The organism is Lactobacillus kitasatonis DSM 16761 = JCM 1039, assembly GCF_000615285.1.
Lineage (GTDB): Bacteria > Bacillota > Bacilli > Lactobacillales > Lactobacillaceae > Lactobacillus > Lactobacillus kitasatonis.
Genome location: NZ_BALU01000001.1, coordinates 11,774 through 36,147, shown reverse-complemented (window position 1 = coordinate 36,147; position 24,374 = coordinate 11,774). Strand labels below are relative to the sequence as shown.

The window sequence follows — 24,374 nt, the reverse complement described above, 5'->3', positions numbered from 1 at the left end:
AAAATGAAAAAGTTTATTTTGAATTTGCTGACAGTTTTTGCTTGGATCTACCAGATAATCTGTGTAATAGGAATAATTATGTGGATCGTTATGGGCGGTGCTATATTATTTGGCATAAGAAATCCAGATTTTCGTGCTGGTTTTGAAAGTAGTATGTATGTAAAAGGCGTATCAGTTAATAGCTATGTTGAAGTATTAATAGTTATGTTGCTCTTAATGATCCTTATGAGCATTGCGGCCTTTTTAATCTGTCGATATGCCAGATTAATTGTTAAGAATATCAAGCAAGAAGTTTACTTTGCTGATAGTAATTTGAATTTACTCAAGAAGTTACTAATTTCAGTTGCTGGATATACCATCATTTCAATAATAGATTTCATTATGCTCATGACTCACCGCGCTTGGTTCATTAAATATGCGAATAATGTACTTTATCCAAGTGGTGTGACAACCGGTTTGCTTTTCCTAGCAGTATTGTACGTAGTTTACTTGGTATTCAAGTACGGAATGAAGGTTCAGGAGGATGCGGATTCGATTATTTAGAAAGGTTGATATAGATGATTGAAGTGACACTAGATTTTATGCTCTTGAAGCGAAAGATGTCTTCAAAGGAGCTGGCAGAGAAGGTTGGCATCACGCCGGCTAACTTGTCGATTCTGAAGACAGGAAAGGCGCATGGCGTTCGCTTCGACACGTTGAGCAAGATCTGTGAAGTCTTGGATTGTCAACCAGGGGATTTATTAGTTTATAAAAAAGATGAAGAATAAAATGCAAAATCAGTCCGAAAAATGACAGAATTGGACGGTTTTACCTTTTACATGAATGATGGGGATATGATTAATTTAAAAGGATAAAAGATTATTTCCTGGGAGATAATCGCTGAATTAGAGGAAAGAAAAATGCTGTACTTGATTTATATTGTGCTCGGCTTACTGATTGTTTTAGCTGTTAATTATGCCGTTACAGCATTATTAGCTGTTCATGATTTGCTTGAAAATAGAGAAAAAGATCAATTAAGTTTTGGGAGTGCATTCAAGAAATACTTCGCCAAGAACAACAACATTCCGACTAAGTTTTCGGATTTGTTTAATTAGCTGAAAATTTCCTTGAGGTAAGAACAATGAATAATGAAAAATTTGCTCGTGAAAACAAACGAATTATTGAAGGTATGGGAATTGGAGCAATTGCGGGTCCGCTGGTTTTCTTAGGGATAATGTATGTTAAAAATCATGGTCACTTCAGGCTTGGCAGATTATTGCATCTATTGCAATTGGATTCGCTTTTGGCTTGATAATTGGCGGCGTTATTTCTGCTAACTTGGCCGTTAGCAAGACAGTAGATTCAAAGATTCCATGGCAGAAGAAAGTGTTGAAGATAGCTCCTCAACTTATCGGCACAGGCTTATTATTTGCTGCAATCGGGGTAGTGTTTACTTTAGTAACCAGCTGGGGATCAGTCGACATTGTAAAAACTATTTTTTCAACCGATACTCTATGGCAATTCTTTGATGGGGTAGTTCTAGGATTGCTCTTTGTTAGATAAAAAGCCGAGGGGATAGATAATGTTGGAAAAAGCTAAAAAATTTACTGGAGCTGCGATTTTTTCTGTTATTGCACTAATTGTCGCAATTTTTAGTATTACTGGTAATGGAGCAGCTTGGAAATTATGTACTGTTATTGTTATCTTGTTGATCTGGATAGGTTATACAAGTATCGGATATTTTAAGCTTAAAGCAGAAAATGGTAGCGACAATTATTAGTATATGTACCACATAATTCCCATAGCAGAAGTTAAAAAGAAATAAATGCCATGAAAAATACAGTTATTTCTATAATTATGATAATTGTTATAGTAATTGCACTATGTTGGTTAGTTACTATTCCCCAGGTAATGCGGAACAAAACATCAGATGGTTATCAACTAATAAAATTTACCAGGGAATCTACTAAGGTATATCCTCATTTTTGGCAAGTATATTGGCGGCAAGCACTGCTGAATATTTTGGATATGCTTGCATTCTTTGGCGATAATTATTCTTAGATATTCAATCAATATCAAAAAAGTTGAGGAAAAATTATGTTAAAAATAGAACACCTAAATAAAAGCTTCGGGTCAACACAGGTTTTGTTTGATGTTAGCTTCAATGTGTCAGATGGGCGTATTCTTGGACTAGTTGGTAAAAATGGATCGGGTAAGTCGACGATCTTTCATAGTATTTTAAAATTTGTTGATTATGATGGTCAGATTAGCATTGATGGTCATTCTTTTAGTGCTAAAGATTATGACACTATTGGCTATTTGCCTGAAGAGCGAAGCTTGATGCCTAAATTAACCATTGAAGATCAGGTAGTGTTTTTAGCTAGCCTTAAAGGGATGCCAGCTAAAAAGATAAAAGAAGAACTGCCTGATTGGTTATCACGTTTGGCTGTTAAAGGGATTCCAATGGATAAGATTAAGTCTTTGTCTAAAGGTAACCAACAAAAAGTACAGATGATTGCAACTTTAATTCATCAACCTAAATTGATTATTTTAGATGAACCATTCAGTGGACTAGATCCTGTTAATGTTGATCTAATGAAGCAGCTGATTTTGGAAGAAAAAAGAAAAGGCGCTACAATCATTTTTTCTGATCATGATATGCGTAACGTCGAAGAATTGTGCGATGACGTCGTAATGATCAATGATGGGCATATCGTCTTGAATGGCCCAGTAAATGAAATTAAGAACAGCTTTGGTTTAACTCGAATTTTTGTCAGGACAGACAAAAGTGCTGCTGAATTATCAGCCTTGCCAGGTGTAAAAGATGTAATTTTGCAAAACAATGGAATGAAGCTGCTTATTCTTGCAGACGAAAAATATGGTAAGGATATTTTTAATCAGCTTTCGGATGGTCAATATATTCAAACTTTTGACCAGGAACCTCCAACTTTAGACGAGATTTTCAAAATGAAAGCAGGTGCGCGTCATGAATAAGATCTGGCTTGTCGCAAAAGAAACCTATCGTAGAGAAGTGAAAACCTGGTCATATTTGTTGATGATTTTAGCACCGTTTCTACTCGTCTTCTTTTCATTTGTTATCGGAATGGTATCAGCTGGCGGTAGTGATGACAACTATGTTGGGGTAGTTACTTCTAATTCCGTCTTAAAGCAAGCAATTAAAAAGTCAGAAGATTTTGACAACTATAGCACTGAAGCTAAGGCTAAAAAGGCGTATAAAGATGAAGATATCGATGGCTATGTTTTAATTGAACAAAAGAATAATCAATTAGCTGCAACTTACTATAGTGATGAAAAAATGGACAGTGATCTAAAATCAGAGCTGCTAACGAGCCTAAACACCGCCCAGCAACAATTGAATTTAAGTAAGGCCAAGCTAACGACAAAACAGACTCAGTCTTTAGCTACGCGGGCGCAATTTAAGCAACAAGTTAAGCATGTTGAGAAGAAGAGCTTTGACAATGATCCTGTTAAGCAAATTTCCTTCTGGGTTTTGCTGATTATCTTGTACATGCTTGTGATCACTTATACGCAAGTAACAGCACAAGATATCGCTACGGAGAAGGGTACCAAGATAATGGAAGTAATCTTTTCGAGTATGCCAGGTGGCGATTATTTCACTGGGAAGATTTTAGGTATTTTTGGTGAAATTATTACCCAAGTGTTAATTTATGTTGTTGGTTTTGTGGCAGTTTATTGCGCGGCCCCATACATCGATGGCTTTAGCGATTTATTTAGACAGTATAAGCCGATGATTGATCAAGCAATTGGCAATCTGGCTTCTTGGGGATTGGTGTTTACGATAATCGGCTTGGTATTGTTTATTATCTTTGCAGCTTTCTGTGGCGCTTTGGTTGCTAAAAGCGAGAATGCCAACAAAGCGGTGGGACCACTATCTACATTGATGTTGATCGGGTTCTTGTTCACAGTCAATATGCAATCAGGTGGGGATACGATTTTTGCTAAAGTATTATCGTACATCCCGTTTCTATCATCATTTGTAATGCCGGCTAGAGTAATTATGGGTAACGCAACTAATTTAGAGGCAGCTATCTCTGCTTTAATTGCTTTAGCCGCTACAGTAGCGTCATTTATCTGGATTAGAAAAATCTATCCAAACTTGATTTTGCAAACAGATGATGTCGGCCCATGGCAAAACTTTAAGCGTAGCTTGAGAGGCTAGACAAAATATATTTAATAGTAAAACGCGCTGAATCAATAATGATTCGGCGTGTTTTGCTTTTGCAAGGTTAATAGATCTTTGGTTCTCTTTCTTAGTCATCTTTGCAAATTCTTAGTCAAATAGGGTAAAATGACTAAGAATAATTCCAAATGACGAAGAAAAGATGTCGTTTCAATCAAAAAACGGCATCTTTTTTGCATATAAATGAATTTTATTGAACGATAATAAATAAATATGACATTTTTTGAAGAAAAATGATTGATTTTGGAGGAGAAAGCGAATACAATATTTATCGAGGTGAGAAATGATGCTGACACAAGAACGCCAAAGCTTAATTGAAAACTACGTTAATCAGCACGAATTGTGCCGCGTTAGCGAGTTATGCGATTTAACTGATACATCTGAATCAACTATCCGTCGTGATCTGATTCAAATGGAGAAGAATGGCATCCTCAAGCGAGTTCATGGCGGTGCCCAATCAGTAAAGAATTTCTCGCGTGATGTTTCCCAGAACGTCCGCTTTAGTATGAACCATGAATTGAAGATTGCTATTGCTAAATATGCAGCAGAGCACTTCGTTCATCAAGGTGATAACGTCTTTATCGATGCAGGAACAACAACTTATGAAATGGTTCCATTTCTAGCTGATATTCCTAACGTAAAGATCATCACCAACGGAGTTGAAACCGCGTTATGCAGTTTGAATCATGGAATTAAGACCATTTTAATCGGTGGCGAAGTCAAAGATGACACGCATGCCGTGATCGGTCAAACTGCTTTGAGTCAAATTAAGGCGATGAATTTCTCAGCTAGCTTTGTCGGAGCTAACGGAATCGAAGCAACGGCAATTTAACCACGCCAGATCCCGAAGAAGCTGCAGTCAAGACAGCCGAGATTAAGCAAGCTAGACATGCATACGTCTTAACCGATAGCAGTAAGATTGGCGAACGGAACTTTGCCGTGTTCGCTAATACCGCCGACGTTGTTGTGGTAACAAATAAACTTAAACCAAGTCAAAAAAAGGCATTACCTGCCGATATAAATCTAGAGGAGGCAAAATAGGATGATTTACACAGTAACTGTTAACCCAGCTCTTGACTATGTTCTTCAATTGGAAAAAGTTAACCGCGGGGAAGTTAACAGAACTAACAATGATTCATTTTTAGCAGGGGGTAAAGGAATTAACGTTTCTCAAATCCTTAACCAATTAGATGTAGACAACACTGCCTGGGGCTTTGTTGGTGGCTTCACCGGTAAGGAATTGGTTCGTCAATTGAACCAAAAGAGAATCGAAAGTGACTTCGTTACTATTTCAGACAACACTCGTGTGAACGTTAAGATCCACGCAGAAAAGGAAACTGAAATTAACGCAGCTGGTCCTGACATTACTAACCAAGAAATCGTTGCTTTCAAGGATCGTTTGAACGACTTGAAAAAGGGCGACATCGTAGTAATGAGTGGATCACTTACTCCAAGTCTTCCTACTGATTTCTATCAATCACTTCTTCCAACTATTAAGGAAGCTGGCGCTGAATTCGTAGTTGATACTACTGGTCAAGCTCTTCTTGATACTTTGGAATACCATCCATTAGTAATTAAGCCTAACCACCATGAATTAGCTGACTTGTTTGGCGTAACCTTTGACTCAAGCGACGTAATGCTTGAATACGCACAAAAGTTGCTTGAAAAGGGTGCACAAAACGTAATGGTTTCAATGGCTGGTGAAGGTGGCTTCCTCTTGACTCAAGACCACGTATACCATGCTAAGGGTGCTGTTGGTACTGCTGTTAACTCAGTAGGTGCTGGTGACTCAATGATCGCTGGTTTCGTTGGTACTTACTACAAGACTGGTGATCCAAAGGAAGGCTTCAGAATTGGTATGGCTTGTGGTGCTGCTACTGCCTTTACTAAGGACATCGCAGTTAAGAGCCAAATCGATGCAGTATTGCCACAAATTAAGGTTGAACAAATTTCTTAATTTTTAAATACGAGGGGAAAGACATATGAGAATTAAGGACATTTTAAGCCCTGAATCCATGATCATGGAGCTCAAAGCTACTAACAAAGAAGATGCCATTAAGGAAATGACTGACCTTGAAGTTGCAACCGATATCGTTAATGACGAAGATGCATTTATCAAGTCCATTTGGGACCGTGAAAATGAATCAACTACTGGTATCGGTGGCGGAATTGCGATGCCACACGCACGTAACAAGTCAATTAACAAGGCTCGTGTATTGTTTGCCAAGAGTAAGGAAGGTATTGACTACAACTCACTTGATGGTCAACCAGTTCACTTATTCTTCATGATCACTGCACCAGCTGGTGCTGATAATACTCACCTTCAAGCTTTAGCTAAGCTTTCTGGTTTATTGATCGATCCAGATTTAGTTGAAAAACTTAAGGCTACTAAGACTCCTGAAGAAGTTATCGATCTTTTTGAAAAGGCCGAAGCTAAGAAGGATGAAGAAGACAAGAAGGCAGCTGAAGCTAAGAAAGCTAAGGAAGCTGCTAAGGCTGAAGGTAAGAATGATGATGACGATAACAAGCCATTAATTGTCGGTGTTACTGCATGTATTAACGGTATTGCCCACACTTACATGGCTCAAGAAGCCTTGATTAAGGAAGGTAAAAAGCGCGGCATCGAAGTTAGAATCGAAACTAACGGTTCTGAAGGTGTTAAGGATAAGCTTACTCCAGATGAAATCAAGCGTGCTAAGGGTGTAATTATTGCATCTGATAAGAAAGTTGACATGCCACGTTTTGACGGCAAGCCTTTAGTTAACCACCCAGTTGTTGATGGTATCAACAAGCCAGGCGAATTGATCGCTGACATTATGGATGGCAAGGCAGATGTTTACCACGCAAGTGCATCTGACAAGTCAGAAGAATCATCATCAAGTACTGAAAAGCCAGGCGTATGGGCAGGTATTTACAAGAACTTAATGAACGGTATTAGCCACATGCTTCCATTCGTTATCGGTGGTGGTATCTTAATGGCTATCTCCTTCATCGTAGAAAACTACGGTGGTGGTGCAAAGACTCCTGCATTTATTTTCTTGAACAACGCGGGTAACTTAGCCTTCGCATTCATGGTTCCAGTTCTTTCAGCTTACATCGCTGAATCAATCGGTGACTTGCCAGCATTGATGCCAGGTTTCGTTGGTGGTTACATGGCTTCTATCGCTAACGGTCAATTCCAAGTTAACGTTCAAGCTCACGCAACTTCACCAGCTGGATTCTTAGGTGGTATTGCCGCTGGTTTCATTGCTGGTTACTTGATGGTTGGTTTGAAGAAAGCATTTGCTAACTTGCCTCACTCAGTTGAAGGTATGAAGCCAATGTTGTTCTACCCAATTTTGGGCTTGCTCTTCATTGCAGCAATTATGTTCTACATTATTAACCCAATCTTCAGTGGAATCAACTTTGCAATTACCCACTTCTTGAACAGCATGGGTACTGGTAACTTGGTACTTCTTACTACTATCTTGGCAGGTATGATGTCAATCGATATGGGTGGTCCTTTCAACAAGGCTGCATACGTCTTTGCATCAGGTGCATTTGCTAACGACCCACACTCAACTACTGCTGCTATTTTAATGGCTGCCGTAATGGTTGGTGGTATGGTTCCTCCATTTGCTACTGCTATTGGTACTACATTCTTCAAGAACAAGTACACAGTTGAAGAACGTCGTGCCGGTGTTTCTAACTGGGTATTAGGATTCTCATTCATTACTGAAGGTGCAATTCCATTTGCTGCAGCTGACCCAGGTCACGTAATTCCTTCATGTATCATCGGTTCAGCCGTTGGTGGTGCCTTAGTTGGTTTATGGCACGTTGGTGTTCCTGCTCCTCACGGTGGTCTTTGGGTATCACCACTTGCAGGTAATATCGGTGGACCTATGCACATTCTTTACTACTTCTTAGCTACTATCATCGGTTCAATCATAGCCGGTTTGATCATGAGTTTCTGGAAGAAGAATGTTAAGGAAGATCCTAACGAATAATATTATTAGAAAAAATATATAAAATAAATAGTTAAATAATTTAAGTTATAATATGTTTTTTAATAAAAAGTGTAAAAAACGTATTATAATAAAAGCATCTTGATGATCTCTACTTAAATCAAGATACTCTGTTATGTTTTGCGCTGCCCATGAGGGTAGCGTTTTTTTGTACTCAAAAAGCACTCCAGATAGGAGTGCTTCATTTATAGTTTTTGATTAATTTGCTTCACTTGTGATTTAACTTTGCGATAAATAATTGTCCAAATAATTAAATAGCCAATGATATAAATAATTGTGAAAATAAGTAGAGGAATAAATTGGGCTTTAATCCAATTATTGATCAGGTAAATAACTAGGTAGTCAAAATAAATAACATTAAAGTTGGAACGCCTAATGAGATCTGTTCTACGTTGAAAATAGCACTTATTCCCCCGGCAATAAAAGCTAAAATTAAGCTTGAAACAATATTTAAATTTACTTGGGTAACAGGAATACTTGTAATCACGTGAAAGAGCTGTAATCCTAGATAAATTGAAACTAAGATTAATGGGCCAAAGCATGCAGTAATCATTCCGCGAAGAGCAAAGTCTTTAATAAATTTTTTTATGTTAACCCAGTTCCTTTCTGATTTTGGCAAAACATCTGCGTGAAACGTAATCGATTAGACCGTTCTTCACGATGATATTTACGCCAGCTGTTTGTGTTTCTTCGAAACGGCTAATTTGATAACGATTAACGATACTTGATTTATTAATACGCCAAAAATATTTGGGCAACTCTTCCACTAATTGATAAATTCGCTTTTTAATTTGATATTGTTTTTTGTTAGTACAAATAGCGTAAGTTTTATTATCGATAATTGTAATTAGTGCAATTTTGTCAAGTGATAAAGTGATTACATCTTTATCGTCATAGGCAAGCAACTGATTGGAACTGCCGTTGGTCAAGACAAACTTTTTGAGTTCTTGAGTAAAATCATTTTCTTGGTGGACCTGTGCTTGAACTAATTCTTCTTTTTGAGGATTGACCAGTAGTTTGAATTTCATTTATCTCGGCCTCATTTCACTTTGAAGTATACGTTAATTAGTTAGAGATTACTTGTTTTCCGAAGTTATCGGTTGAAAAGGGCAGATAATCGGTAAAATAAAGATTATAATAGATTAAGACTAACGATAGGTGGAAAAGAAATTGAACGATCAGATTATTCGAATTACTAGAGCGCTGAATCATCCAATTCGTATTCAAATTCTTTATTATTTGAATGACCACAAGGAAAGCAGCGTCAATAACTTAGTTAAACAATTCGATGTTAGCCAACCAGCAATTTCACGACATCTAAGAATTTTAGAGGAAGCAAGATTGGTGAAAAGTAAACGTGTCAAACAAGAGAAGTACTATCAATTGTTTGATAACCACATCATCAAAATTCTGGATGTTTTGAGACAACACGCAAATGGCGAGTTTTAGTTTGACAAGCATATAAAAATATGTTTATATAATGATGTAATTCTAGAAAAAGCATTTAAATTATTTCAGCAAATTTTTTAAAGACTTAATTAAAAGCGATAGCATCAGGGTTAATGAACCTTGGTGCTATTTGTCTTTCTATTAAAATGTTGACACCTTATAGAAACTAGCTTATGCTTACTTTAAATCAGAAAAATTGCTGAAATTCTGATTTAAATGCTTTTTTTGTTATGGAGGTTTTTTATGCAAAAATCTAGAATTACACATTATTTTTTTATTTTGAGCTTAATTGGTGCAGTCATGTTGCTGGTTTCGGCTTGTTCTAATAAGCAAAAGTCTACTAGTAGTAATGGCAAAGTGTTAATTGTGGCGTCTACTAACGTTTATGCTGATATTGCTAAGAATGTTGCAGGCAAATACGGCGATGTTCAGGCAATTATTAAAAACAGTGCAACTGATCCGCACGATTTTGAGCCAACTACGGCAGATGCCAAGAATTTAACTAAAGCTAACATTATCGTGGCTAATGGCCTAGGCTATGACAGCTGGATGAATAAATTGGCCAGTTCTGTTAATAAAAAAACAGTGTTAGTGGGTGAAGATCTGATGCACCTGAAGAAGGGCGACAATCCTCACATTTGGTACAATTTAAATATGCCAACTAAGTACGTGAACTATTTAGTTAAGCGCTTGTCAAAGTTGCAACCTAAGCATGCTGTTTATTTTAAGGCTAATGGTCAAAAATATTTAGCTAAAATTGATCAAATTCGAAAGCTTGCTAAAAAGGGCAACAAGACCGACAAACCAGTCTTCGTAAGTGAACCAGTCTTTGACTATGCTTTAGAAGAAGCAGGTTATAAGGTAGGCGACAAGGACTTTGAAAAGGCAGTTCAAAATGGTACTGACCCAAGTCCTAAGACTATCAATAAGATGACTAAAGAAATTGAAGATAAGAAGATTGCTTTCTTCGTTAACAACACCCAAGCAAGCAGCTCAACCGTTAAGACTTTTGTTAAATTAGCAAAGAAAAACGGTGTGCCAGTGCTTAGCGTACGAGAAACAATTCCAAATCATACTACTTACTTGGATTGGATGAAAGAAAATTATCAGAATTTAGCTAATATTAGTAAGAAATAAGCGAAACTAATTTAGCGAGTAAAGGGGATGCTAAATTGATTTTAGATGTGAATGACCTTTCAATGAGATTTGATACAAAGACCGTCTTCAAAGACTTGAATTTTCAACTTGAAGATGGCTCAATGACTGCTCTTCTCGGCCCAAACGGAACGGGAAAAACTACTTTGATTAAGATTCTGATGGGGCTGCTTACACCAACGGGTGGTAGCTATAAATTCTCATCAGATGTGAAGTTAGGCTATGTTCCGCAATTTAGAAATATTGACTCAGAATATCCTCTCTCAATTCGCGCCTTTATTGAATTAAATGCTCCACTTTTTAAAGTTAAAAAAGTAAAGGAGCAAATTGATCGCCAGATAACCGAAATGCATCTAGAACAAATCCAAAATACTCGGATGGGTGAGGCTTCAGGTGGACAAAAGCAGCGTGCCTACTTAGCGCAAGCATTGTTGGATCATCCTAACATGATTATCCTGGATGAAGCCACAGCGAGCCTAGATCCTGCTGCTAAGGAAGAATTAATGGGCCTGATCAAGCACTTGAACCAAGAGCACAAGATTACCGTGTTGTTTGTAACGCACGATATTCCGCTGGCTAAAAAGTACATGAGCGATTATCTGTACTTGAATAAAGAGACGATCAGACAAGGAAAGATGAAAGACTTTAAGGAGGACTTCGAATAATGTTTCAATATGAATTCATGCGTTATGCCTTCTTAGCAAGTACTTTTATTGCAATCACCTGTGGTGTGGTCGGAGTTTATGTTGTAGCACGTAGCTATGCATTCTTGGCTCACACTTTGTCAGAAATCGGCTTTGCTGGTGCTGCTTTTGCGGTGTTCATCGGTATTGCGCCGTTATGGGGGATGCTCTTGTTCACCTTGCTGGGTGCGATCGGTGTTGGTGAACTTTCAATGCACAGCGATCAAAAGGAATCGTCAATTAGTGCGATTTCCGCACTATTTATTGGTTTAGGTGTTTTATTCCTAGCGATCTCAGGCTCAAACAGCCGTTACGCAACGAACATCTTGTTCGGTAGTATCATTGGTGTTGATCGACAAGGCGTAACCCAATTGGTTATCTTGTCCATCATCGTTTTGTTGATGATCCTTTTAGTACAAAGAAGTTTGAATTTCGATTCATTTGACCATATCGGTGCTGCCGCACACGGCATCCACACTGGTTTTGTCGGTATCGTCTTCCTTGTTGCGATGGCCATGTCTGTCGCAATCGGTGCACAAATCGTTGGTTCGTTGCTAGTGTTTATTTTGCTAACATTGCCATCATCAACAGCTCGTTATATCGGTAAAACGATCCCCGCAATGATCGGCTGGTCGATTGGCTTTGCCTTAATCGGTGTTTGGGCCGGACTTTACTTAGGCTTCATCACTAACTGGCCAGTAACCTTCTTCATCGCAGCGATTGAAGTGGTAATTTACTTGGTTGCTTACATGGTTCACGTCATTAAGCACCGTTAAAAAATAAAATAAAATCGGTAAAACGCATTAAGAAGTAATCTTTCTTAATGCGTTTTTTGGTGCTAAAATCCAAACTGTTTGACAAGGGGGAAGATAGGAATGAAGAAGTGGATTGCGATAATTGTAGCAAGTATCGCAGTTATTTTCGTGTGCTTTGGCGTGATTTTTACAAGACAACAAAAGCAAAGCGTTACACCAACTAAAAATAGAAGTGGATTACGAATTCAAAAGCAGAAGACGAGTAATTCGAAAAAAGGGATGCGCAATACTGATAATATTACAGCGCAATTTTCTAATGACGAGTGGATATTAATGGGCTACATGGCTTATGCGCATGATAACTATGTGCAAAGCCGTCACATTAAAAATACTGCTGATTTAGTTAATGATGTAGGCGAAGATTTAACAAATGGCGATCTTAAGGCTACTAAGAGCGGCGATACAAATTATCAACTGGGTAATAAATTTGGCAGCGTCAATGTTGTCGTAGAAGACAGCGATGTAAAAGTCACTGGTGATGGTGATTTTACGACAGCAAAGACAGAATTGAAGAACAAATTTGGCGCATATGCTAGTCAAATTCAAAAGATGACCAAGGCCATAAGTAGTGGTAGTAGCAATTCTTCATCTAGCAAACAAGAAGCAAATTTGAGCGATCAAGAATTGGCAGTAGCTGTCTTTATTGATGACTACAATTCTTCATCAGATATTCCGCAGAAAATTTCAAAGATTGAATCTACTATTAAAAAGCAGCAAGCACCGGACTATGTAACGAGTAGTGGTCAAGACTATTTAAGTGGTCTATATCACGGAACACATAAAGGCCAAGCTTATTACGGCATTGCTGGTAGCTTTAGTACTTCTGCTTACACAAATTACTACATAAACGATACAGATAGAATTGGAGTCCAACCAGGTGGTGCTAACTTAGGTATGGATGGCCCTAAGAAGTATAAATCGAAGGCTGAGATTATTAAAAAGTATTCACCATACAAGAATGACGTTGATCAAATTCTGCAAGGCTTAGAATACAACAAGTCTCAGATGAAGCAGATTAGTAAAAAGTTGAATAAACAAGCAGAAGAGGAAGCTAAGAATTAAAATGAGCAAAGTAAGAAAAGTCTGCCTAATTATAGTTGCCTGTGTCTTAGTTGTAGCGGCAGGAGTTATGGTATATCTCACCGTTCAAAGTGAAAAATCATCTAACTCTGCATCTGAAGTTACTACAAGTAAAACAACTAAAAAAGCCCAACTACGTATTCGTCATGTTTCTCATAACGATTCTGACTCTAATTCTTCATCTACGTCTCAATCATCAAGTAGCGAAGAAAGTAGCAGTGATGATCAAAGTAGTAAATCCAATCAATCAGGTTCGACTATTGCCTAAGAAACACATCTTTACAATTTTATGAATCAATTTGGCACCAAGATGAAGCAGAAATACAAGGAATATAATGGTCAAGAACCAATCACAACTTTGGCTGGAGAAAAGTATCCTGATGATTTAAGTAAGCGTACTTTCAAGCTGTATTCTGATTAATTGCAAAAAGACAGAGACCATTGATATCGGTTGGGATCCATCTTTGAAGAAGGATTACGATTATCACGTAGTTTCTATCTTTAACTGCAACGTCGGTAATCCTGAACAACACGTCACTTATTTGCTCAGCGTTCATGATGGACAGCCGGTTGCCTTAGTTGATCAAACCACTAATGGTTCTGATTGCATGGTGAAGGAAACTGTCAATCAAGAAGTTAGAACGGCGTTTGCGAATATCTATGATGGCAATTATTAATAAATAAAAAATACAAAAAATAACCAGACTGAAAACTCAGCCTGGTTATTTTGATGGAAAAATTATTCGTAGATTTCTTCGATGTCGATGTCTACAACGTAAGCAGCAGGTGCGCCGCCTTCAGTTGCGATCTTCTTTTGGTAATCGTCATCTTCGTGAATATGAGCAGTACCCTTGATACGGACGTTAGTGTGTGATGGAACGTCAGCAACCACAACAGCAACCTTAGAACCGTTCTTTAAGTTCTCGTAAGCGTGTGCTTTAGTCTTTTCAAGGTATTGCAAGTGACCGTTATCACGCACCTTCATTGATTGCTTAGGACCAATTTGTGGTTCACCGTTCTTATCAACGGTTGAAAGGTAAGCTAAGTGGGTCTTGAAGAATTCGATTTGTTCGTCAGTAAGTTTAGTTGAGTCTAATTTTTTCATATTGTGCCTCCTGTATTTGACTTATTGTCTATAGTATAAGAGCAATTTTGACTAAAAGAATTGACATAGATCAAGAAAAGTGATTTTTTTCTATCAATTATCTATATTTTAAAATTAGGCATACAGAAAGTCTATGAAAATGCATAGAAAAAACTGCCCCATTCCGAGGAGCAGTCTTTAAAAATGATGTGAGAAATTTTACTTTCCATTAAATGTTATATAGTTTGTAGGCCAAACTTGCAAGCAAAACTTTTATAAATTGCAATAATTCGTTAAATTGAGTTTCAAATTTTTGTTTTTTGCTCAAAAATGATTAAATATAGTATTAGGGTATTTTTTTGATGGAGATATAAGATGTGGATTAAATTTGCAATGGCATTGATTCCAATTATCTGGCTGATCATCTCACTGGGCGTAATGCGTATGCCTGCAGCTCGTGCTTGTATAGTTGGACTTGTTTTAACTATTTTATTGGCAATTTTCAGCTTTAAATTGTCTGTACCGAATACGCTAACGGCGGCCCTAGAAGGTATTATCATGGGTATTTGGCCGATCATGTTCGTAATTGTTGCAGCGCTATTTGCGTACAACGTGACTACTGAATCGGGTGGTATGAAGACTATTCAGGACATGCTGGCCACAATTTCTACGGATAAACGAATCATCGTTTTAATTATTGCTTGGGGCTTTGGTGGCTTCTTGGAATCAATCGCTGGCTTTGGTACTGCTGTTGCAATTTCCGCAGGGATTTTAATTTCATTTGGATTAGAGCCAATTCAAGCTTCTGTAATCAGTTTGATTGCGAACACGACAGCAACTGCCTACGGTGCAATTGGTTTGCCAATTTTAACATTGGGTGAAGTAACTAATTTGAATCAAGTATCCTTGTCATTCCTTGTTTCATTGCAGTTATGCATCTTGGTAGTACTTGCGCCATTTATCTTAGTAATTTTGACTGGTGGCGGATTAAAAGCAATTAAAGGTGTTGGTTTTATTACCTTGATGTCAGGATTAGGTATGGCTATTCCCCAGGTAATTGCGGCTAGATTCGTTGGTGCGGAACTTCCTGCAATCGCTGGTTCAATCTGCTCTACCGCGGTAACTATTTGGCTGACTAAATGGCATAAAGATGAAAAAGAACCAGAGGTTGAAAGACCTGATAATAAGACATTGCTTAAAGCATGTTCTACTTTTATTTTGATCTTTATCTTCGTAATTTTGACATCTTCACTTGTTCCACCAGTTAACAACTTATTGAACAAGGTAACTACAAACTTGGTTGTTTACACTGGTAAGAATCCTAACACTCTTTCAATTAGCTGGCTTTCATCCCCAGGTACATTGATTTTAATCGCCACTCTTATTGGTGGTACGATTCAAGGTGTCAGCTTCAAGCGTATGATGCAAATCTTAGGTAAATCAATCAAGACCGTGGGCATGACCACAGTTACGGTTTGTGCGATTGTTGGTCTTGCCAAGGTGATGGTTTACGCTGGTATGACTGATGCTTTAGCTGTAGCTTTGGTTAGCTTGCTTGGCCCAGTTTACCCATTGTTTGCGCCACTTATTGGTGCTCTTGGAACATTCCTTACTGGTTCTGCAACTTCTGCCAACGTATTGTTTGGTAACTTGCAACTATCGGCAGCGACTGACTTGGGCGTAAATAAGTACTGGGTTGTTGCTTCAAACATGACTGGTGCGACAGCAGGGATGCTTTCACCACAGAACATTGCGGTAGCGACCGGTGCAATTCACCGCGAAGGTGATGAAGGTGAAATCTTGAAGGAAACTGTCAAATGGGGCAGTTTGTACTTGGTAGTCTGCTGTGTGTTCTTGTACATTACGGGATTACTGACAGGTATGATTTAAAGTTAGAGAAATAAAAAATGAAGGATCTGCTATGATGCAGATTCTTTTTTGATACAATGATTTGGATTTAATTGGAGAAAAAAACAAAAAGAGAGAAGATATGAAAAACGACAACTATTTAGCCTTGGCCGATCAAATTGATTTTAATGATCAAAAACAGACTAAAACTGCTTTAGTTAAAATGATCTGGCTCGAAATTATTTTGCAAATCTGCTATCAAGCTTATCCATTTGTGACCAAATATCTTATTGGAAATAGAGTACTGAAGGATGTATTTGTAGCTATTTACTTAATTGTTTTTACAATGGCTGCATTACATTTTGGACTCACAACTAAGGTATTTGATAAACGAGTAAAAACACATAGGGCAGTTAAAGTTCTGACTGCCGTTTACTTTGTGCTTCTGGGATTAATGGTAGTAATGAATATCTTCACCGATAGCATGGTTTTCAAATTACCAGGACATAAAATTGTATCTATTGCATTGATTGCCTTATCTGCTGCAATTTGTGAAGAATTCTTGTTTAGAGGCATTTTGTTCAACATTTTTGCAGTGGCTTTGCGTAAGAATAAATACAACATTTTTTGGACATCAGTAATTTGTTCAGTGCTATTTGGATTGTTTCATTTGATTAATTTATTCCATCAGCCACTCGCTTCCACAATTGGACAAATAATTTTTGCAATGGCACTTGGCTTTATACTCAGCTATTTACGTATTCTTTCAAATGGAATAATATTCGGTATAATTGTGCACTTCTTGCAGGATTGTTCTCCTCAGGTGGCAAGCTCAAATACGGGAAATTCAAACATTGCTTTTGTTTCAGCAGTGTATATTCCAGTAAGTATTTTTATGATGATTTGTATTTATCTGTTTAATCGTCAATTGAATAAAAAATAAATAAAAGGCTCTTTGTTAATGCTGTAGGCATTTCCAAAGAGTCTTTTTAGTAATCTTCTTTTAACCATTTCTCTATTTTTTGAGGTGTATCTAATTTTTATACGGGTATATTTGATATTAATTTTTGTAACTTTACTTCATCTTTTGCACGTTGAATAGATTCTTTTGAAAAATCAGACATTAGGATCAAATTATCGTGATAATTTAGGTCATCAGATTGAGAACATTGTCTTTATTGAACTTCTTCGCAGAGGCTACAATGTTGACGTAGGCGATTATTCTGGTAAGGAGATCAATTTTGTTGCCCGCAAAGGTAATGAAATTAAGTATTATCAGGTAACAGAACATTTACCAGAAGGGAGTACGCGTGAAACTGATAATTTACGCTATATTCCTGATGGATATCAAAAGACAGTATTATCATTACCACAGTTTGATGAAGAAACGGTTGATGGTATAGCTGTAAAATATTTGATCGATTGGTTATTAGAAGAATAAATAAAAAGATGATAGTTTCACGTGAAACATATCATCTTTTTTGCTATTAATATTTATTTTTCAATCAAGCTTTCAAATTCATTCAAACGCTTTTCAAAAGTCTTAAAGGCGTCTTCTAAGTAGTCAGGCTTAGTCATATCAACACCAGCATGCTTCATGATCTCTGTTGGATAATCACTTGAGCCAGCCTTAAGGAAGCCAAGGTATGCATCCCTATCAGCGTCAGTACCATGAACAACCTTGTTAGCAAGTGCAGTCGCAGCCGCAAAACCAGTCGCATATTGGTAAACGTAGAAGTTGTAGTAGAAGTGTGGAATACGTGACCATTCAAGTGCAATGTCGCCGCCTGGTTCAACGCTGTCACCGTAGTAGTGTTGGTTAAGTTGACCATAAACGTCGTCCAAAGTATCAGCGGTAAGTGGTTCACCCTTAGCGTCAGCTTCGTGAATAAATTGCTCGAACACTGCGAATTGAGTTTGACGGAACAAGGTACCCTTAAATGAATCAAGGTAGTAGTTCAATATGAATGCACGCGTCTTAGGATCAGTGATGTGGTCCAAGAAGTATTCAGTCAAAATATTTTCATTAGTAGTTGAAGCAATCTCAGCTACGAAAATTGGGTAGTCACCATAAACGTAAGGTTGGGTGTTACGAGTGTACCAAGAGTGAACTGAGTGACCAGTTTCGTGCACCAAAGTGTATAAAGAATCAACGTTGTCTTCCCAGTTCAAAAGTTCATATGGATCAGTGTCGTAAGCACCACCAGAGTAGGCACCAGTTACCTTGTTCTTTGATTCCACAACGTCGATGACGCGGTTGTTAAAAATGTAATCGACGTGCTTTAAGTAGTCTTCACCAAGTGGAGCGAGTGCCTTCTTGGCTACTTTCTTTGCTTCTTCGAAGTTGTAAGAAAGAGCAGGCTTACCAGTTAGTGGGACATACATGTCCCACATTTGCAAATCCTTCAAGCCTAAAATCTTCTTACGTAGCGCAACATAACGGTGGAGTAAATCAAGGTGAGAATCAACTTCTTGGATCAAAGTGTCGTAAACCTTGGTAGGTACGTTGTTTTCAGACAATGCGGCTTCACGTGCTGAGTCATACTTGTGCACCTTAGCGTTATAGTTGTGCTTCTTTACAACGCCGGAAAGGGTAGAAGCAAGTGAGTTTTGGAATTGACCATAAGTAGCGTAAAGCGTGTCAAAAGCGCCTTTTCTCACGTCACGGTTTTGTGATTGGATCAAAAGTGAATACAAACCGTCTGACAATTGTTCCATATTGCCTTCGTCGTCTTGAACGTAGCCGTATTCCATGTCGGAGTTGGTCAAAACGTTGAAGGTGTTCTCTGAAACGCCCATTGCGTCGCTAGCGTCAGCAATGATCTTTTCTTCTTCGGCTGGCAAAGTGTGGGGACGCTTGTTAGTGATCGTTTCAAGGTAGTGAGCATAATTCTTTAAACGAGGTTCGTCCTTCTTAAATTGCTCAAATTTGTCTGCAGGGATACTCAAAATTTCAGGACTGATGAAACTAGTAACAGCCTCAAATTGGTTAGCCAAAGTTTGTACACGGCTAACGTAGCCCAAATAGTGAGAATTAGAAGTATCGACGTCGCTGGACATTGTAGCGTAAACGTAGATATTTTCGACATCGCGCTTAACTGCCAAGATCTTGGTTAAACCTTCGTACAAGTCTTTACCAGACTTAGTCAAACTATCTTTCAAAGCACCAAGCTTTTCAACGTCGTCTTTTGCTTTATCAAAAGCTGCTTCCCAGTCTTCATCTGTCTTAAAGATTCTGGTTAAGTCCCATTTCAAATCATCTGGGACTTCGTTTCTTGTTGGAATTGCCATATTTCTTCCTCCGTTGTTTCAATTTGTTTACATATTAACTTGTTGTACAACTGAACACAAAAAATAAGTTATTATTAATTATCGATATTTTTATTTTATCTAGAGATTAAAAGTGATACAAATGAACTTGTATTAATTTTGAAGGGAAACGATAAAAAGAATGGATCCAAATTCCAAACGCCGGGAAGATTACCGCAGTAAGACTACTGCACTTAACCTTCACCGCAACCATGCTATTGCAGCAGATAGCTCTTCATATAAACCGGGTAATATGTTTGCTCGATTCATAGGATTAGTTGCTTTAGTAGCAGTCTGCTTGGGTGTAGCCTGGGCAGCGCATATGTATTTTACGATTCATAGTGCAATTGATGGCAAGGGTGACGGCCCAATCGCTAACTCAGCCAAGATTGTAAATAAACAACCAATTTCAGTTTTAGTGTTAGGGGTTGACCAAGGGATCGAAGGTCGTCATGACCGAGGAAATTCCGATACTTTGATTTTGGCAACGGCTAACCCGCAAAAGAACACAGCTACAATGACCTCAATCCCACGTGATACCTTGACCGATATTGAAGGAGACCCAGGCAATAAGTACTTTATGTTTAGGGTGAATTCGGCCTATGAAATCGGTGGTAGTGCGGCCAGTGTCAAGACCGTTAAGAGTATGTTGAATGTGCCAATTGATTATTATGTTGAAGTTAACATGAAGGCGCTGCGCAGCTTAGTTAATGCGGTTGGTGGTGTTGATGTTAACGTGCCATTTGACTTCTCATACGACTGGTGCGACTTCCATAAGGGTAAGCAACACTTGAACGGCCGTCACGCCGTAGCTTATGTTCGAATGAGAAAAGAGGACCCACGTGGTGACTACGGTAGACAACTTCGTCAACGTCAGGTAATCACAGCGATTGCCCACAAGGCGATGTCAGTGAACACCATTAGTAACTACCGTAAGTTGGTGGATATCTTTAATAAATATGTCAAAACCAACTTGTCGTTCAACGATATGCTTAGCTTAGCGCTGAACTACCGCGGCTGCATGGATAACATGAAGAGTGGCTACATTCAAGGCCATGATGCCTGGATCGATGGTGCCGCAATTCAAGTAGCTTCAACTGAAGAATTGCAAAAGACTTCTAACAAGCTTAGAAGAAATCTAGGCTTGGAAACTCAAACGTTAAACAATGAAGAAACACGTCAAAATGAACTAAATGAACAAAATAACGACATCAAATGGGACGATCCGGTGGCGTTTACTAATTACCGGATTTATGATCGAAATGAAAATAAATCGGCAACTAATTCAAACTCTGGCTATGGTGAAAATAGTAATAGTTCATCGTCATCAAGTTCGTCGAGTTCAAGTAGCAGTACGTGGAAATTTCACTGGTAAAAAATTAACAGCATCCCCAAGGGATGCTGTTTTTTGCGCTAAAATAAAAATAGGGAGTGAAAAAAGATGATAGGAACAATCGTAAATACATGTGCATTACTAGTCGGTACGGCCATTGGCTGCCTGCTCAAGAAAGGGATAAATAAGCGTTTCGAAGACGTTTTATTCATTGCGATGGGACTTGCGGCACTTGGTATCGGCTGGGAGAATGTCACCAACAATATGCCAAAAAGCCACTATCCTGTTTTGTTCATTGTCAGTCTAGCGCTAGGTGGCATTGCTGGTACTGCACTCGATATCGCTGGACATTTTGATCGTTTAGTCGACAGGGTTGGTAAGTCTAACCTAGGCAAAGGTCTAGCTACCGAGATTTTACTGTGCTGTATCGGCGCTTTATCGATCGTTGGCCCCGTTATGGCGGCAGTCAAAGGCGATTACACCATGCTTTACACCAACGCTATGATGGACTTCGTAACGTCGATGGTCTTCGGTGCTAGCTTCGGTTGGGGGATGCTGCTGGTTGCACCGGTACTTTTCTGCTGGCAGGGCAGCATTTATCTCGTTGCTAAATTCCTATCAGCTAACTTTTTTACAGGTCCACTTGTGGCGGAACTTTCTATCGTAGGTGGTTTTCTAATTGCGTGTTCAGGTCTTGCACTATTAAAAATTCGCGACGTCAAAACGTTGAACTTTTTGCCATCGCTACTTGTTCCGATTATCTTTTTTATAATTAAAGATCTGACTGGCTGGTTCTAGTCGGATTTATTTTTCTAAAAATCTGACCATCGTCACTACCATGAATCAGCTTAGGTCGGACGCCTATCAACTTGAAATCAGCGTGTTCAGCAACGCGGCTGCTTGAGCCGTTTTGTACGGCAACAATCAAATCCACATACTGCAAATTTAACTCGTGAAAAGCGTATTGGCATAGTTCCATAACGCTGCGTGTAACAATGCCGCGGCCTTGGAACTTACTGGAGAGCCAGTAGCCAATCTCGCCTTTTTTATTTTTGACTAAATTATGCAAATCGATCATGCCAGCAGGGTGACCGTTGACCAAAATCGTTAAGACGATCATGCGTTGATTAATCATATTTTCTTGGATCTTTTTTATAAAAGTAGCCTCGTCAGATGGAGACTTCATTTGGTAGGCCCAAGGCAGCCACTTGCCAATGCTTGCTCGGTCATCTGCGATTGCCTGATAAAGATCAACTGCCTGCCAAGCCTGCGGCATAGCGAGGCTGATTTTTAAATCATCAATATCAAAGTGAATCAGTGAAAAATAGTAATGTTTTTTTTCTTTAGTCATAGTTTCATCTTTCCGGTTAAAATAATAATGTTACAAAAATTATACTGAAGCGCCCAACGGTTGCAAAGCCTACTAATTTTTGATAAGTTCATAGCAGTTACACAATGTCTCAATATAAGAAGGGAAAAATTATGCAGAAAAAAGAAAGTATCTTTCCAGTCATCTACGGGATAATTTCCGCACTCATTTCTTTTATCGCCGTCGTTTTTATTTGTTTGCGGACCTTTAAATTAAATCTGCAACTTGCAATTATTGTTGCCGGAATTTTTGCAATTTTTTTCTTCGGCCTGTCTTACTTTAGAGGACATGCATCAGTCGAAATTAAGAGAATAGTTTACAAATATAAGCTGACTGACCAGGAATTAGCTAAGATTACGGGGATGAAGGCAAGCGACTTCCCAATTTATCACGATCGTTTGCAATTGATCTTGCCTAAGAGATACTGGCCAAGAGTTCTTGATGCTTTGCAAAAGTATGAAAAAGAACACAAATCAGCTGAGGAATAAGAGGGAAAATGAGTTTATTAACTGTAAAAGACTTAAGTCAAAGTTTTATCGACAAAACTTTATATGAAGATGCCAACTTTGTTCTAAATAAAGAAGACCACATGGGAGTTACTGGTCAAAACGGAGTAGGTAAATCTACTTTGATCAAGATTTTAACTGGCGAGATCATCCCTGATGATGGCCAAGTTAAGTGGCAAAACAAAGTAGACGTAGGTTACTTGGACCAGTATGCAAAATTAGCACCGGGCGTCACCATCCGCGGCTTTTTGCGTACGGCCTTTGATGACCTGTACAAAAAAGAAAAGGAATTGAACGAACTTTATACTAAGTATGCCGAAAATGGCGATGATGCTTTGCTTGAAAAGGCTGGTAAAGTTCAGACCTACCTTGAAGAAAATAATTTCTATGACATTGATACCGAAATCGAACAAGTTGCGGCAGGTCTAGGTTTAGCTGAACTTGGCTATGACCACGATGTTTCAAAATTGTCAGGTGGTCAACGTTCCAAGATTATTTTGGCAAAACTATTGCTTCAAAGTCCAGATGTTTTGGTACTAGACGAACCGACCAACTACCTTGATGTATCTCACATTGATTGGCTGGTTGACTACTTGAACAATTTCTCAGGTGCCTTCATCGTTGTTAGCCACGACTACGACTTTTTAGGGCGAATCACTAACTGCATTATCGACATCGACTTCGGTACGATTACGCGTTATACAGGTACTTTGAAGCAGGCTCTACGTCAAAAGGCAGCTAATCGTGAGACCTACCTTAAAGCTTACGCCAATCAGCAACGTAAGATTGCTAAGACCGAAGCTTACATCCGTAAAAACAAAGCAGGTACGCGTGCAAAGAGTGCCAAGTCTCGTGAAAAGCAATTGGCTAGAATGGACGTCTTGACGCCGCCTAAGAACAACCGTCGTGCTAAATTCGAATTCCCATATGTGGCTACGGCTTCTAATTTGCTGCTCCAAACGCAAGATTTGGTTATTGGTTATGATCATGCTTTGGTTAAATCAGCCTTCAACTTCTCAGTTGGTGGGGATGAAAAAGTAGCCATCACTGGTTTTAACGGAATCGGTAAGACTACTTTGCTTAAGACTCTCTTGGGTCAATTAAAGCCAATCTATGGTTCATACGAATTATCCGTGACAGCTAAACTTGCTTACTTCAAGCAGGATTTGACCTGGCCAAACAACAACATGACGCCACTTCAATACTTGCAAGAAGAATTCGAACGCAAAAAGCAAAAAGAATTGCGTCAAGCTTTAGCTAGAATGGGTCTTACTGCGCAACAAGCCATGAGTCCATTGAAGGAACTCTCTGGTGGGGAACAAGAAAAAGTAAAATTGGCTAAGATGCAATTTGAGCCAGCCAACTTGCTCTTCCTTGATGAACCTACCAACCACTTGGATAATGACACCAAGGACGCACTCCGCAAAGCTATCGTCAACTTCCCAGGTGGCGTAATTATTGTTAGCCACGAACGCGACTTTTTCCGCGGTGATTGTAGATAAAACAATCGATATTGAAAAAATGAATTGAGGATAAGA

Annotated in this window: 27 protein-coding genes and 4 pseudogenes; 26 read left to right on the top strand and 5 right to left on the bottom strand. The window is 38.6% G+C overall.

What is annotated here, in order from left to right; all coding sequences use genetic code 11:
• Positions 1-3 precede the first annotated feature (3 nt).
• The 11 genes and pseudogenes from JCM1039_RS00230 (at position 4) to JCM1039_RS00180 (ending at position 8,187) form a co-directional block, all read left to right on the top strand.
• Positions 4-543, top strand: a complete 540-nt coding sequence (locus JCM1039_RS00230) for a hypothetical protein (protein ID WP_025014158.1) — start codon at positions 4-6, stop codon at positions 541-543.
• Positions 544-557: 14 nt separating this feature from the next.
• Positions 558-767, top strand: a complete 210-nt coding sequence (locus JCM1039_RS00225) for a helix-turn-helix domain-containing protein (RefSeq protein WP_003549779.1) — start codon at positions 558-560, stop codon at positions 765-767.
• Between the two features lie 132 nt (positions 768-899).
• Complete coding sequence (locus tag JCM1039_RS00220; RefSeq protein ID WP_025014157.1) at positions 900-1,094, top strand: hypothetical protein; 195 nt, start codon at positions 900-902, stop codon at positions 1,092-1,094.
• 26 nt (positions 1,095-1,120) lie between these two features.
• The gene (locus JCM1039_RS12470; protein ID WP_244438028.1) at positions 1,121-1,291 is read left to right on the top strand and encodes a hypothetical protein; all 171 of its coding nucleotides are present in this window, start codon (positions 1,121-1,123) and stop codon (positions 1,289-1,291) included.
• Complete coding sequence (locus tag JCM1039_RS12465; RefSeq protein WP_244438027.1) at positions 1,288-1,542, top strand: hypothetical protein; 255 nt, start codon at positions 1,288-1,290, stop codon at positions 1,540-1,542. Before JCM1039_RS12470 ends, JCM1039_RS12465 begins: the two co-directional genes overlap by 4 nt.
• 19 nt (positions 1,543-1,561) lie before the next feature.
• Entirely contained in the window at positions 1,562-1,759 is a 198-nt protein-coding gene (locus JCM1039_RS00210; protein ID WP_025014156.1) for a hypothetical protein, read from the top strand.
• 317 nt (positions 1,760-2,076) lie between these two features.
• Positions 2,077-2,973 carry an ABC transporter ATP-binding protein gene (locus tag JCM1039_RS00200; RefSeq protein WP_025014154.1) on the top strand — a complete coding sequence of 299 codons (897 nt, stop codon included), beginning with the start codon at positions 2,077-2,079 and terminating at the stop codon, positions 2,971-2,973.
• Positions 2,966-4,180 (top strand): ABC transporter permease, encoded by a 1,215-nt coding sequence (locus JCM1039_RS00195; RefSeq protein ID WP_025014153.1) that lies wholly within the window; start codon positions 2,966-2,968, stop codon positions 4,178-4,180. Before JCM1039_RS00200 ends, JCM1039_RS00195 begins: the two co-directional genes overlap by 8 nt.
• A gap of 307 nt (positions 4,181-4,487) precedes the next feature.
• A pseudogene (locus JCM1039_RS10030) lies at positions 4,488-5,242 on the top strand (DeoR/GlpR family DNA-binding transcription regulator).
• A gap of 1 nt (position 5,243) precedes the next feature.
• Complete coding sequence (gene pfkB, locus JCM1039_RS00185; RefSeq protein ID WP_025014152.1) at positions 5,244-6,158, top strand: 1-phosphofructokinase; 915 nt, start codon at positions 5,244-5,246, stop codon at positions 6,156-6,158.
• Between the two features lie 25 nt (positions 6,159-6,183).
• Positions 6,184-8,187, top strand: a complete 2,004-nt coding sequence (locus tag JCM1039_RS00180; RefSeq protein WP_025014151.1) for a PTS fructose transporter subunit IIABC — start codon at positions 6,184-6,186, stop codon at positions 8,185-8,187.
• Positions 8,188-8,390: 203 nt separating this feature from the next.
• Here JCM1039_RS00180 and JCM1039_RS10025 read toward each other — a convergent pair.
• A pseudogene (locus JCM1039_RS10025) lies at positions 8,391-8,794 on the bottom strand (DUF3021 domain-containing protein).
• A 1-nt stretch (position 8,795) separates the two neighbouring features.
• Positions 8,796-9,233: a LytTR family DNA-binding domain-containing protein gene (locus JCM1039_RS00170; RefSeq protein WP_025014150.1), complete on the bottom strand. Its 438-nt coding sequence runs from the start codon at positions 9,231-9,233 to the stop codon at positions 8,796-8,798.
• Positions 9,234-9,375: 142 nt separating this feature from the next.
• On the opposite strand from JCM1039_RS00170, the gene JCM1039_RS00165 reads away from it, so the two are divergent.
• The 8 genes and pseudogenes from JCM1039_RS00165 to JCM1039_RS12795 all read left to right on the top strand — a co-directional run bounded on the left by JCM1039_RS00165 (position 9,376) and on the right by JCM1039_RS12795 (position 14,064).
• The gene (locus tag JCM1039_RS00165; RefSeq protein ID WP_013438654.1) at positions 9,376-9,654 is read left to right on the top strand and encodes an ArsR/SmtB family transcription factor; all 279 of its coding nucleotides are present in this window, start codon (positions 9,376-9,378) and stop codon (positions 9,652-9,654) included.
• 243 nt (positions 9,655-9,897) lie between these two features.
• Positions 9,898-10,791 (top strand): metal ABC transporter solute-binding protein, Zn/Mn family, encoded by an 894-nt coding sequence (locus JCM1039_RS00160; protein ID WP_025014149.1) that lies wholly within the window; start codon positions 9,898-9,900, stop codon positions 10,789-10,791.
• Positions 10,792-10,826: 35 nt separating this feature from the next.
• Positions 10,827-11,474, top strand: coding sequence for a metal ABC transporter ATP-binding protein (locus tag JCM1039_RS00155; RefSeq protein WP_025014148.1), 648 nt, complete (start codon positions 10,827-10,829; stop codon positions 11,472-11,474).
• The gene (locus tag JCM1039_RS00150) at positions 11,474-12,268 is read left to right on the top strand and encodes a metal ABC transporter permease (RefSeq protein ID WP_025014147.1); all 795 of its coding nucleotides are present in this window, start codon (positions 11,474-11,476) and stop codon (positions 12,266-12,268) included. The genes JCM1039_RS00155 and JCM1039_RS00150 overlap by 1 nt, the downstream gene beginning before the upstream one ends.
• Positions 12,269-12,367: 99 nt before the next feature.
• Positions 12,368-13,369, top strand: a complete 1,002-nt coding sequence (locus JCM1039_RS12460; RefSeq protein WP_025014146.1) for a hypothetical protein — start codon at positions 12,368-12,370, stop codon at positions 13,367-13,369.
• A 67-nt stretch (positions 13,370-13,436) separates the two neighbouring features.
• Positions 13,437-13,655 (top strand): hypothetical protein, encoded by a 219-nt coding sequence (locus JCM1039_RS00140; RefSeq protein ID WP_155831074.1) that lies wholly within the window; start codon positions 13,437-13,439, stop codon positions 13,653-13,655.
• A 15-nt stretch (positions 13,656-13,670) separates the two neighbouring features.
• Positions 13,671-13,808: pseudogene (locus JCM1039_RS12800) on the top strand (DUF4767 domain-containing protein); the annotation flags it as partial.
• On the top strand, positions 13,798-14,064 hold the full coding sequence (locus JCM1039_RS12795; RefSeq protein WP_081775120.1) for a DUF4767 domain-containing protein: 267 nt from the start codon (positions 13,798-13,800) through the stop codon (positions 14,062-14,064). The pseudogene JCM1039_RS12800 and the gene JCM1039_RS12795, both read left to right, overlap by 11 nt.
• A gap of 62 nt (positions 14,065-14,126) precedes the next feature.
• On the opposite strand, the gene JCM1039_RS00125 is transcribed toward JCM1039_RS12795, so the two are convergent.
• On the bottom strand, positions 14,127-14,492 hold the full coding sequence (locus JCM1039_RS00125) for a pyridoxamine 5'-phosphate oxidase family protein (RefSeq protein ID WP_025014143.1): 366 nt from the start codon (positions 14,490-14,492) through the stop codon (positions 14,127-14,129).
• Between the two features lie 354 nt (positions 14,493-14,846).
• Between JCM1039_RS00125 and JCM1039_RS00120 the strand changes: the two genes are divergently transcribed.
• The 3 genes from JCM1039_RS00120 to JCM1039_RS00110 all read left to right on the top strand — a co-directional run bounded on the left by JCM1039_RS00120 (position 14,847) and on the right by JCM1039_RS00110 (position 17,760).
• Positions 14,847-16,361, top strand: coding sequence for an L-lactate permease (locus JCM1039_RS00120; protein WP_025014142.1), 1,515 nt, complete (start codon positions 14,847-14,849; stop codon positions 16,359-16,361).
• Between the two features lie 100 nt (positions 16,362-16,461).
• Positions 16,462-17,262 carry a CPBP family glutamic-type intramembrane protease gene (locus tag JCM1039_RS00115; protein WP_025014141.1) on the top strand — a complete coding sequence of 267 codons (801 nt, stop codon included), beginning with the start codon at positions 16,462-16,464 and terminating at the stop codon, positions 17,260-17,262.
• A gap of 165 nt (positions 17,263-17,427) precedes the next feature.
• The gene (locus tag JCM1039_RS00110; RefSeq protein ID WP_025014140.1) at positions 17,428-17,760 is read left to right on the top strand and encodes an ATP-binding protein; all 333 of its coding nucleotides are present in this window, start codon (positions 17,428-17,430) and stop codon (positions 17,758-17,760) included.
• Between the two features lie 53 nt (positions 17,761-17,813).
• On the opposite strand, the gene pepF is transcribed toward JCM1039_RS00110, so the two are convergent.
• Entirely contained in the window at positions 17,814-19,610 is a 1,797-nt protein-coding gene (gene pepF, locus JCM1039_RS00105; RefSeq protein WP_025014139.1) for an oligoendopeptidase F, read from the bottom strand.
• A gap of 160 nt (positions 19,611-19,770) precedes the next feature.
• Between pepF and JCM1039_RS00100 the strand changes: the two genes are divergently transcribed.
• Complete coding sequence (locus tag JCM1039_RS00100; RefSeq protein ID WP_025014138.1) at positions 19,771-21,003, top strand: LCP family protein; 1,233 nt, start codon at positions 19,771-19,773, stop codon at positions 21,001-21,003.
• A gap of 66 nt (positions 21,004-21,069) precedes the next feature.
• Entirely contained in the window at positions 21,070-21,759 is a 690-nt protein-coding gene (locus JCM1039_RS00095) for a DUF554 domain-containing protein (RefSeq protein WP_025014137.1), read from the top strand.
• On the opposite strand, the gene JCM1039_RS00090 is transcribed toward JCM1039_RS00095, so the two are convergent.
• Positions 21,734-22,312: a GNAT family N-acetyltransferase gene (locus tag JCM1039_RS00090; RefSeq protein WP_025014136.1), complete on the bottom strand. Its 579-nt coding sequence runs from the start codon at positions 22,310-22,312 to the stop codon at positions 21,734-21,736. The genes JCM1039_RS00095 and JCM1039_RS00090 overlap by 26 nt on opposite strands.
• A gap of 131 nt (positions 22,313-22,443) precedes the next feature.
• On the opposite strand from JCM1039_RS00090, the gene JCM1039_RS00085 reads away from it, so the two are divergent.
• Positions 22,444-22,818: a hypothetical protein gene (locus tag JCM1039_RS00085; protein ID WP_025014135.1), complete on the top strand. Its 375-nt coding sequence runs from the start codon at positions 22,444-22,446 to the stop codon at positions 22,816-22,818.
• Between the two features lie 8 nt (positions 22,819-22,826).
• Positions 22,827-24,366, top strand: a pseudogene (locus JCM1039_RS10010) (ABC-F family ATP-binding cassette domain-containing protein).
• The last annotated feature ends 8 nt before the right edge of the window (positions 24,367-24,374 follow it).

Excerpts from the sequence above, each read along its gene's own strand:
- JCM1039_RS00220 (WP_025014157.1), top strand. The coding sequence starts at position 900 with ATGCTGTACTTGATTTATATTGTGCTCGGCTTACTGATTGTTTTAGCT.
- JCM1039_RS00200 (WP_025014154.1), top strand. The coding sequence starts at position 2,077 with ATGTTAAAAATAGAACACCTAAATAAAAGCTTCGGGTCAACACAGGTT.
- JCM1039_RS00210 (WP_025014156.1), top strand. The coding sequence starts at position 1,562 with ATGTTGGAAAAAGCTAAAAAATTTACTGGAGCTGCGATTTTTTCTGTT.
- JCM1039_RS12460 (WP_025014146.1), top strand. The coding sequence starts at position 12,368 with ATGAAGAAGTGGATTGCGATAATTGTAGCAAGTATCGCAGTTATTTTC.
- JCM1039_RS00225 (WP_003549779.1), top strand. The coding sequence starts at position 558 with ATGATTGAAGTGACACTAGATTTTATGCTCTTGAAGCGAAAGATGTCT.
- JCM1039_RS00195 (WP_025014153.1), top strand. The coding sequence starts at position 2,966 with ATGAATAAGATCTGGCTTGTCGCAAAAGAAACCTATCGTAGAGAAGTG.
- JCM1039_RS00085 (WP_025014135.1), top strand. The coding sequence starts at position 22,444 with ATGCAGAAAAAAGAAAGTATCTTTCCAGTCATCTACGGGATAATTTCC.
- JCM1039_RS00150 (WP_025014147.1), top strand. The coding sequence starts at position 11,474 with ATGTTTCAATATGAATTCATGCGTTATGCCTTCTTAGCAAGTACTTTT.
- JCM1039_RS00125 (WP_025014143.1), bottom strand. The coding sequence starts at position 14,492 with ATGAAAAAATTAGACTCAACTAAACTTACTGACGAACAAATCGAATTC.
- JCM1039_RS00170 (WP_025014150.1), bottom strand. The coding sequence starts at position 9,233 with ATGAAATTCAAACTACTGGTCAATCCTCAAAAAGAAGAATTAGTTCAA.
- JCM1039_RS00095 (WP_025014137.1), top strand. The coding sequence starts at position 21,070 with ATGATAGGAACAATCGTAAATACATGTGCATTACTAGTCGGTACGGCC.
- JCM1039_RS00090 (WP_025014136.1), bottom strand. The coding sequence starts at position 22,312 with ATGACTAAAGAAAAAAAACATTACTATTTTTCACTGATTCACTTTGAT.
- JCM1039_RS00160 (WP_025014149.1), top strand. The coding sequence starts at position 9,898 with ATGCAAAAATCTAGAATTACACATTATTTTTTTATTTTGAGCTTAATT.
- JCM1039_RS00230 (WP_025014158.1), top strand. The coding sequence starts at position 4 with ATGAAAAAGTTTATTTTGAATTTGCTGACAGTTTTTGCTTGGATCTAC.
- JCM1039_RS00140 (WP_155831074.1), top strand. The coding sequence starts at position 13,437 with ATGGTATATCTCACCGTTCAAAGTGAAAAATCATCTAACTCTGCATCT.
- JCM1039_RS00120 (WP_025014142.1), top strand. The coding sequence starts at position 14,847 with ATGTGGATTAAATTTGCAATGGCATTGATTCCAATTATCTGGCTGATC.
- JCM1039_RS00115 (WP_025014141.1), top strand. The coding sequence starts at position 16,462 with ATGAAAAACGACAACTATTTAGCCTTGGCCGATCAAATTGATTTTAAT.
- JCM1039_RS12470 (WP_244438028.1), top strand. The coding sequence starts at position 1,121 with ATGAATAATGAAAAATTTGCTCGTGAAAACAAACGAATTATTGAAGGT.
- pepF (WP_025014139.1), bottom strand. The coding sequence starts at position 19,610 with ATGGCAATTCCAACAAGAAACGAAGTCCCAGATGATTTGAAATGGGAC.
- JCM1039_RS00180 (WP_025014151.1), top strand. The coding sequence starts at position 6,184 with ATGAGAATTAAGGACATTTTAAGCCCTGAATCCATGATCATGGAGCTC.
- pfkB (WP_025014152.1), top strand. The coding sequence starts at position 5,244 with ATGATTTACACAGTAACTGTTAACCCAGCTCTTGACTATGTTCTTCAA.
- JCM1039_RS00100 (WP_025014138.1), top strand. The coding sequence starts at position 19,771 with ATGGATCCAAATTCCAAACGCCGGGAAGATTACCGCAGTAAGACTACT.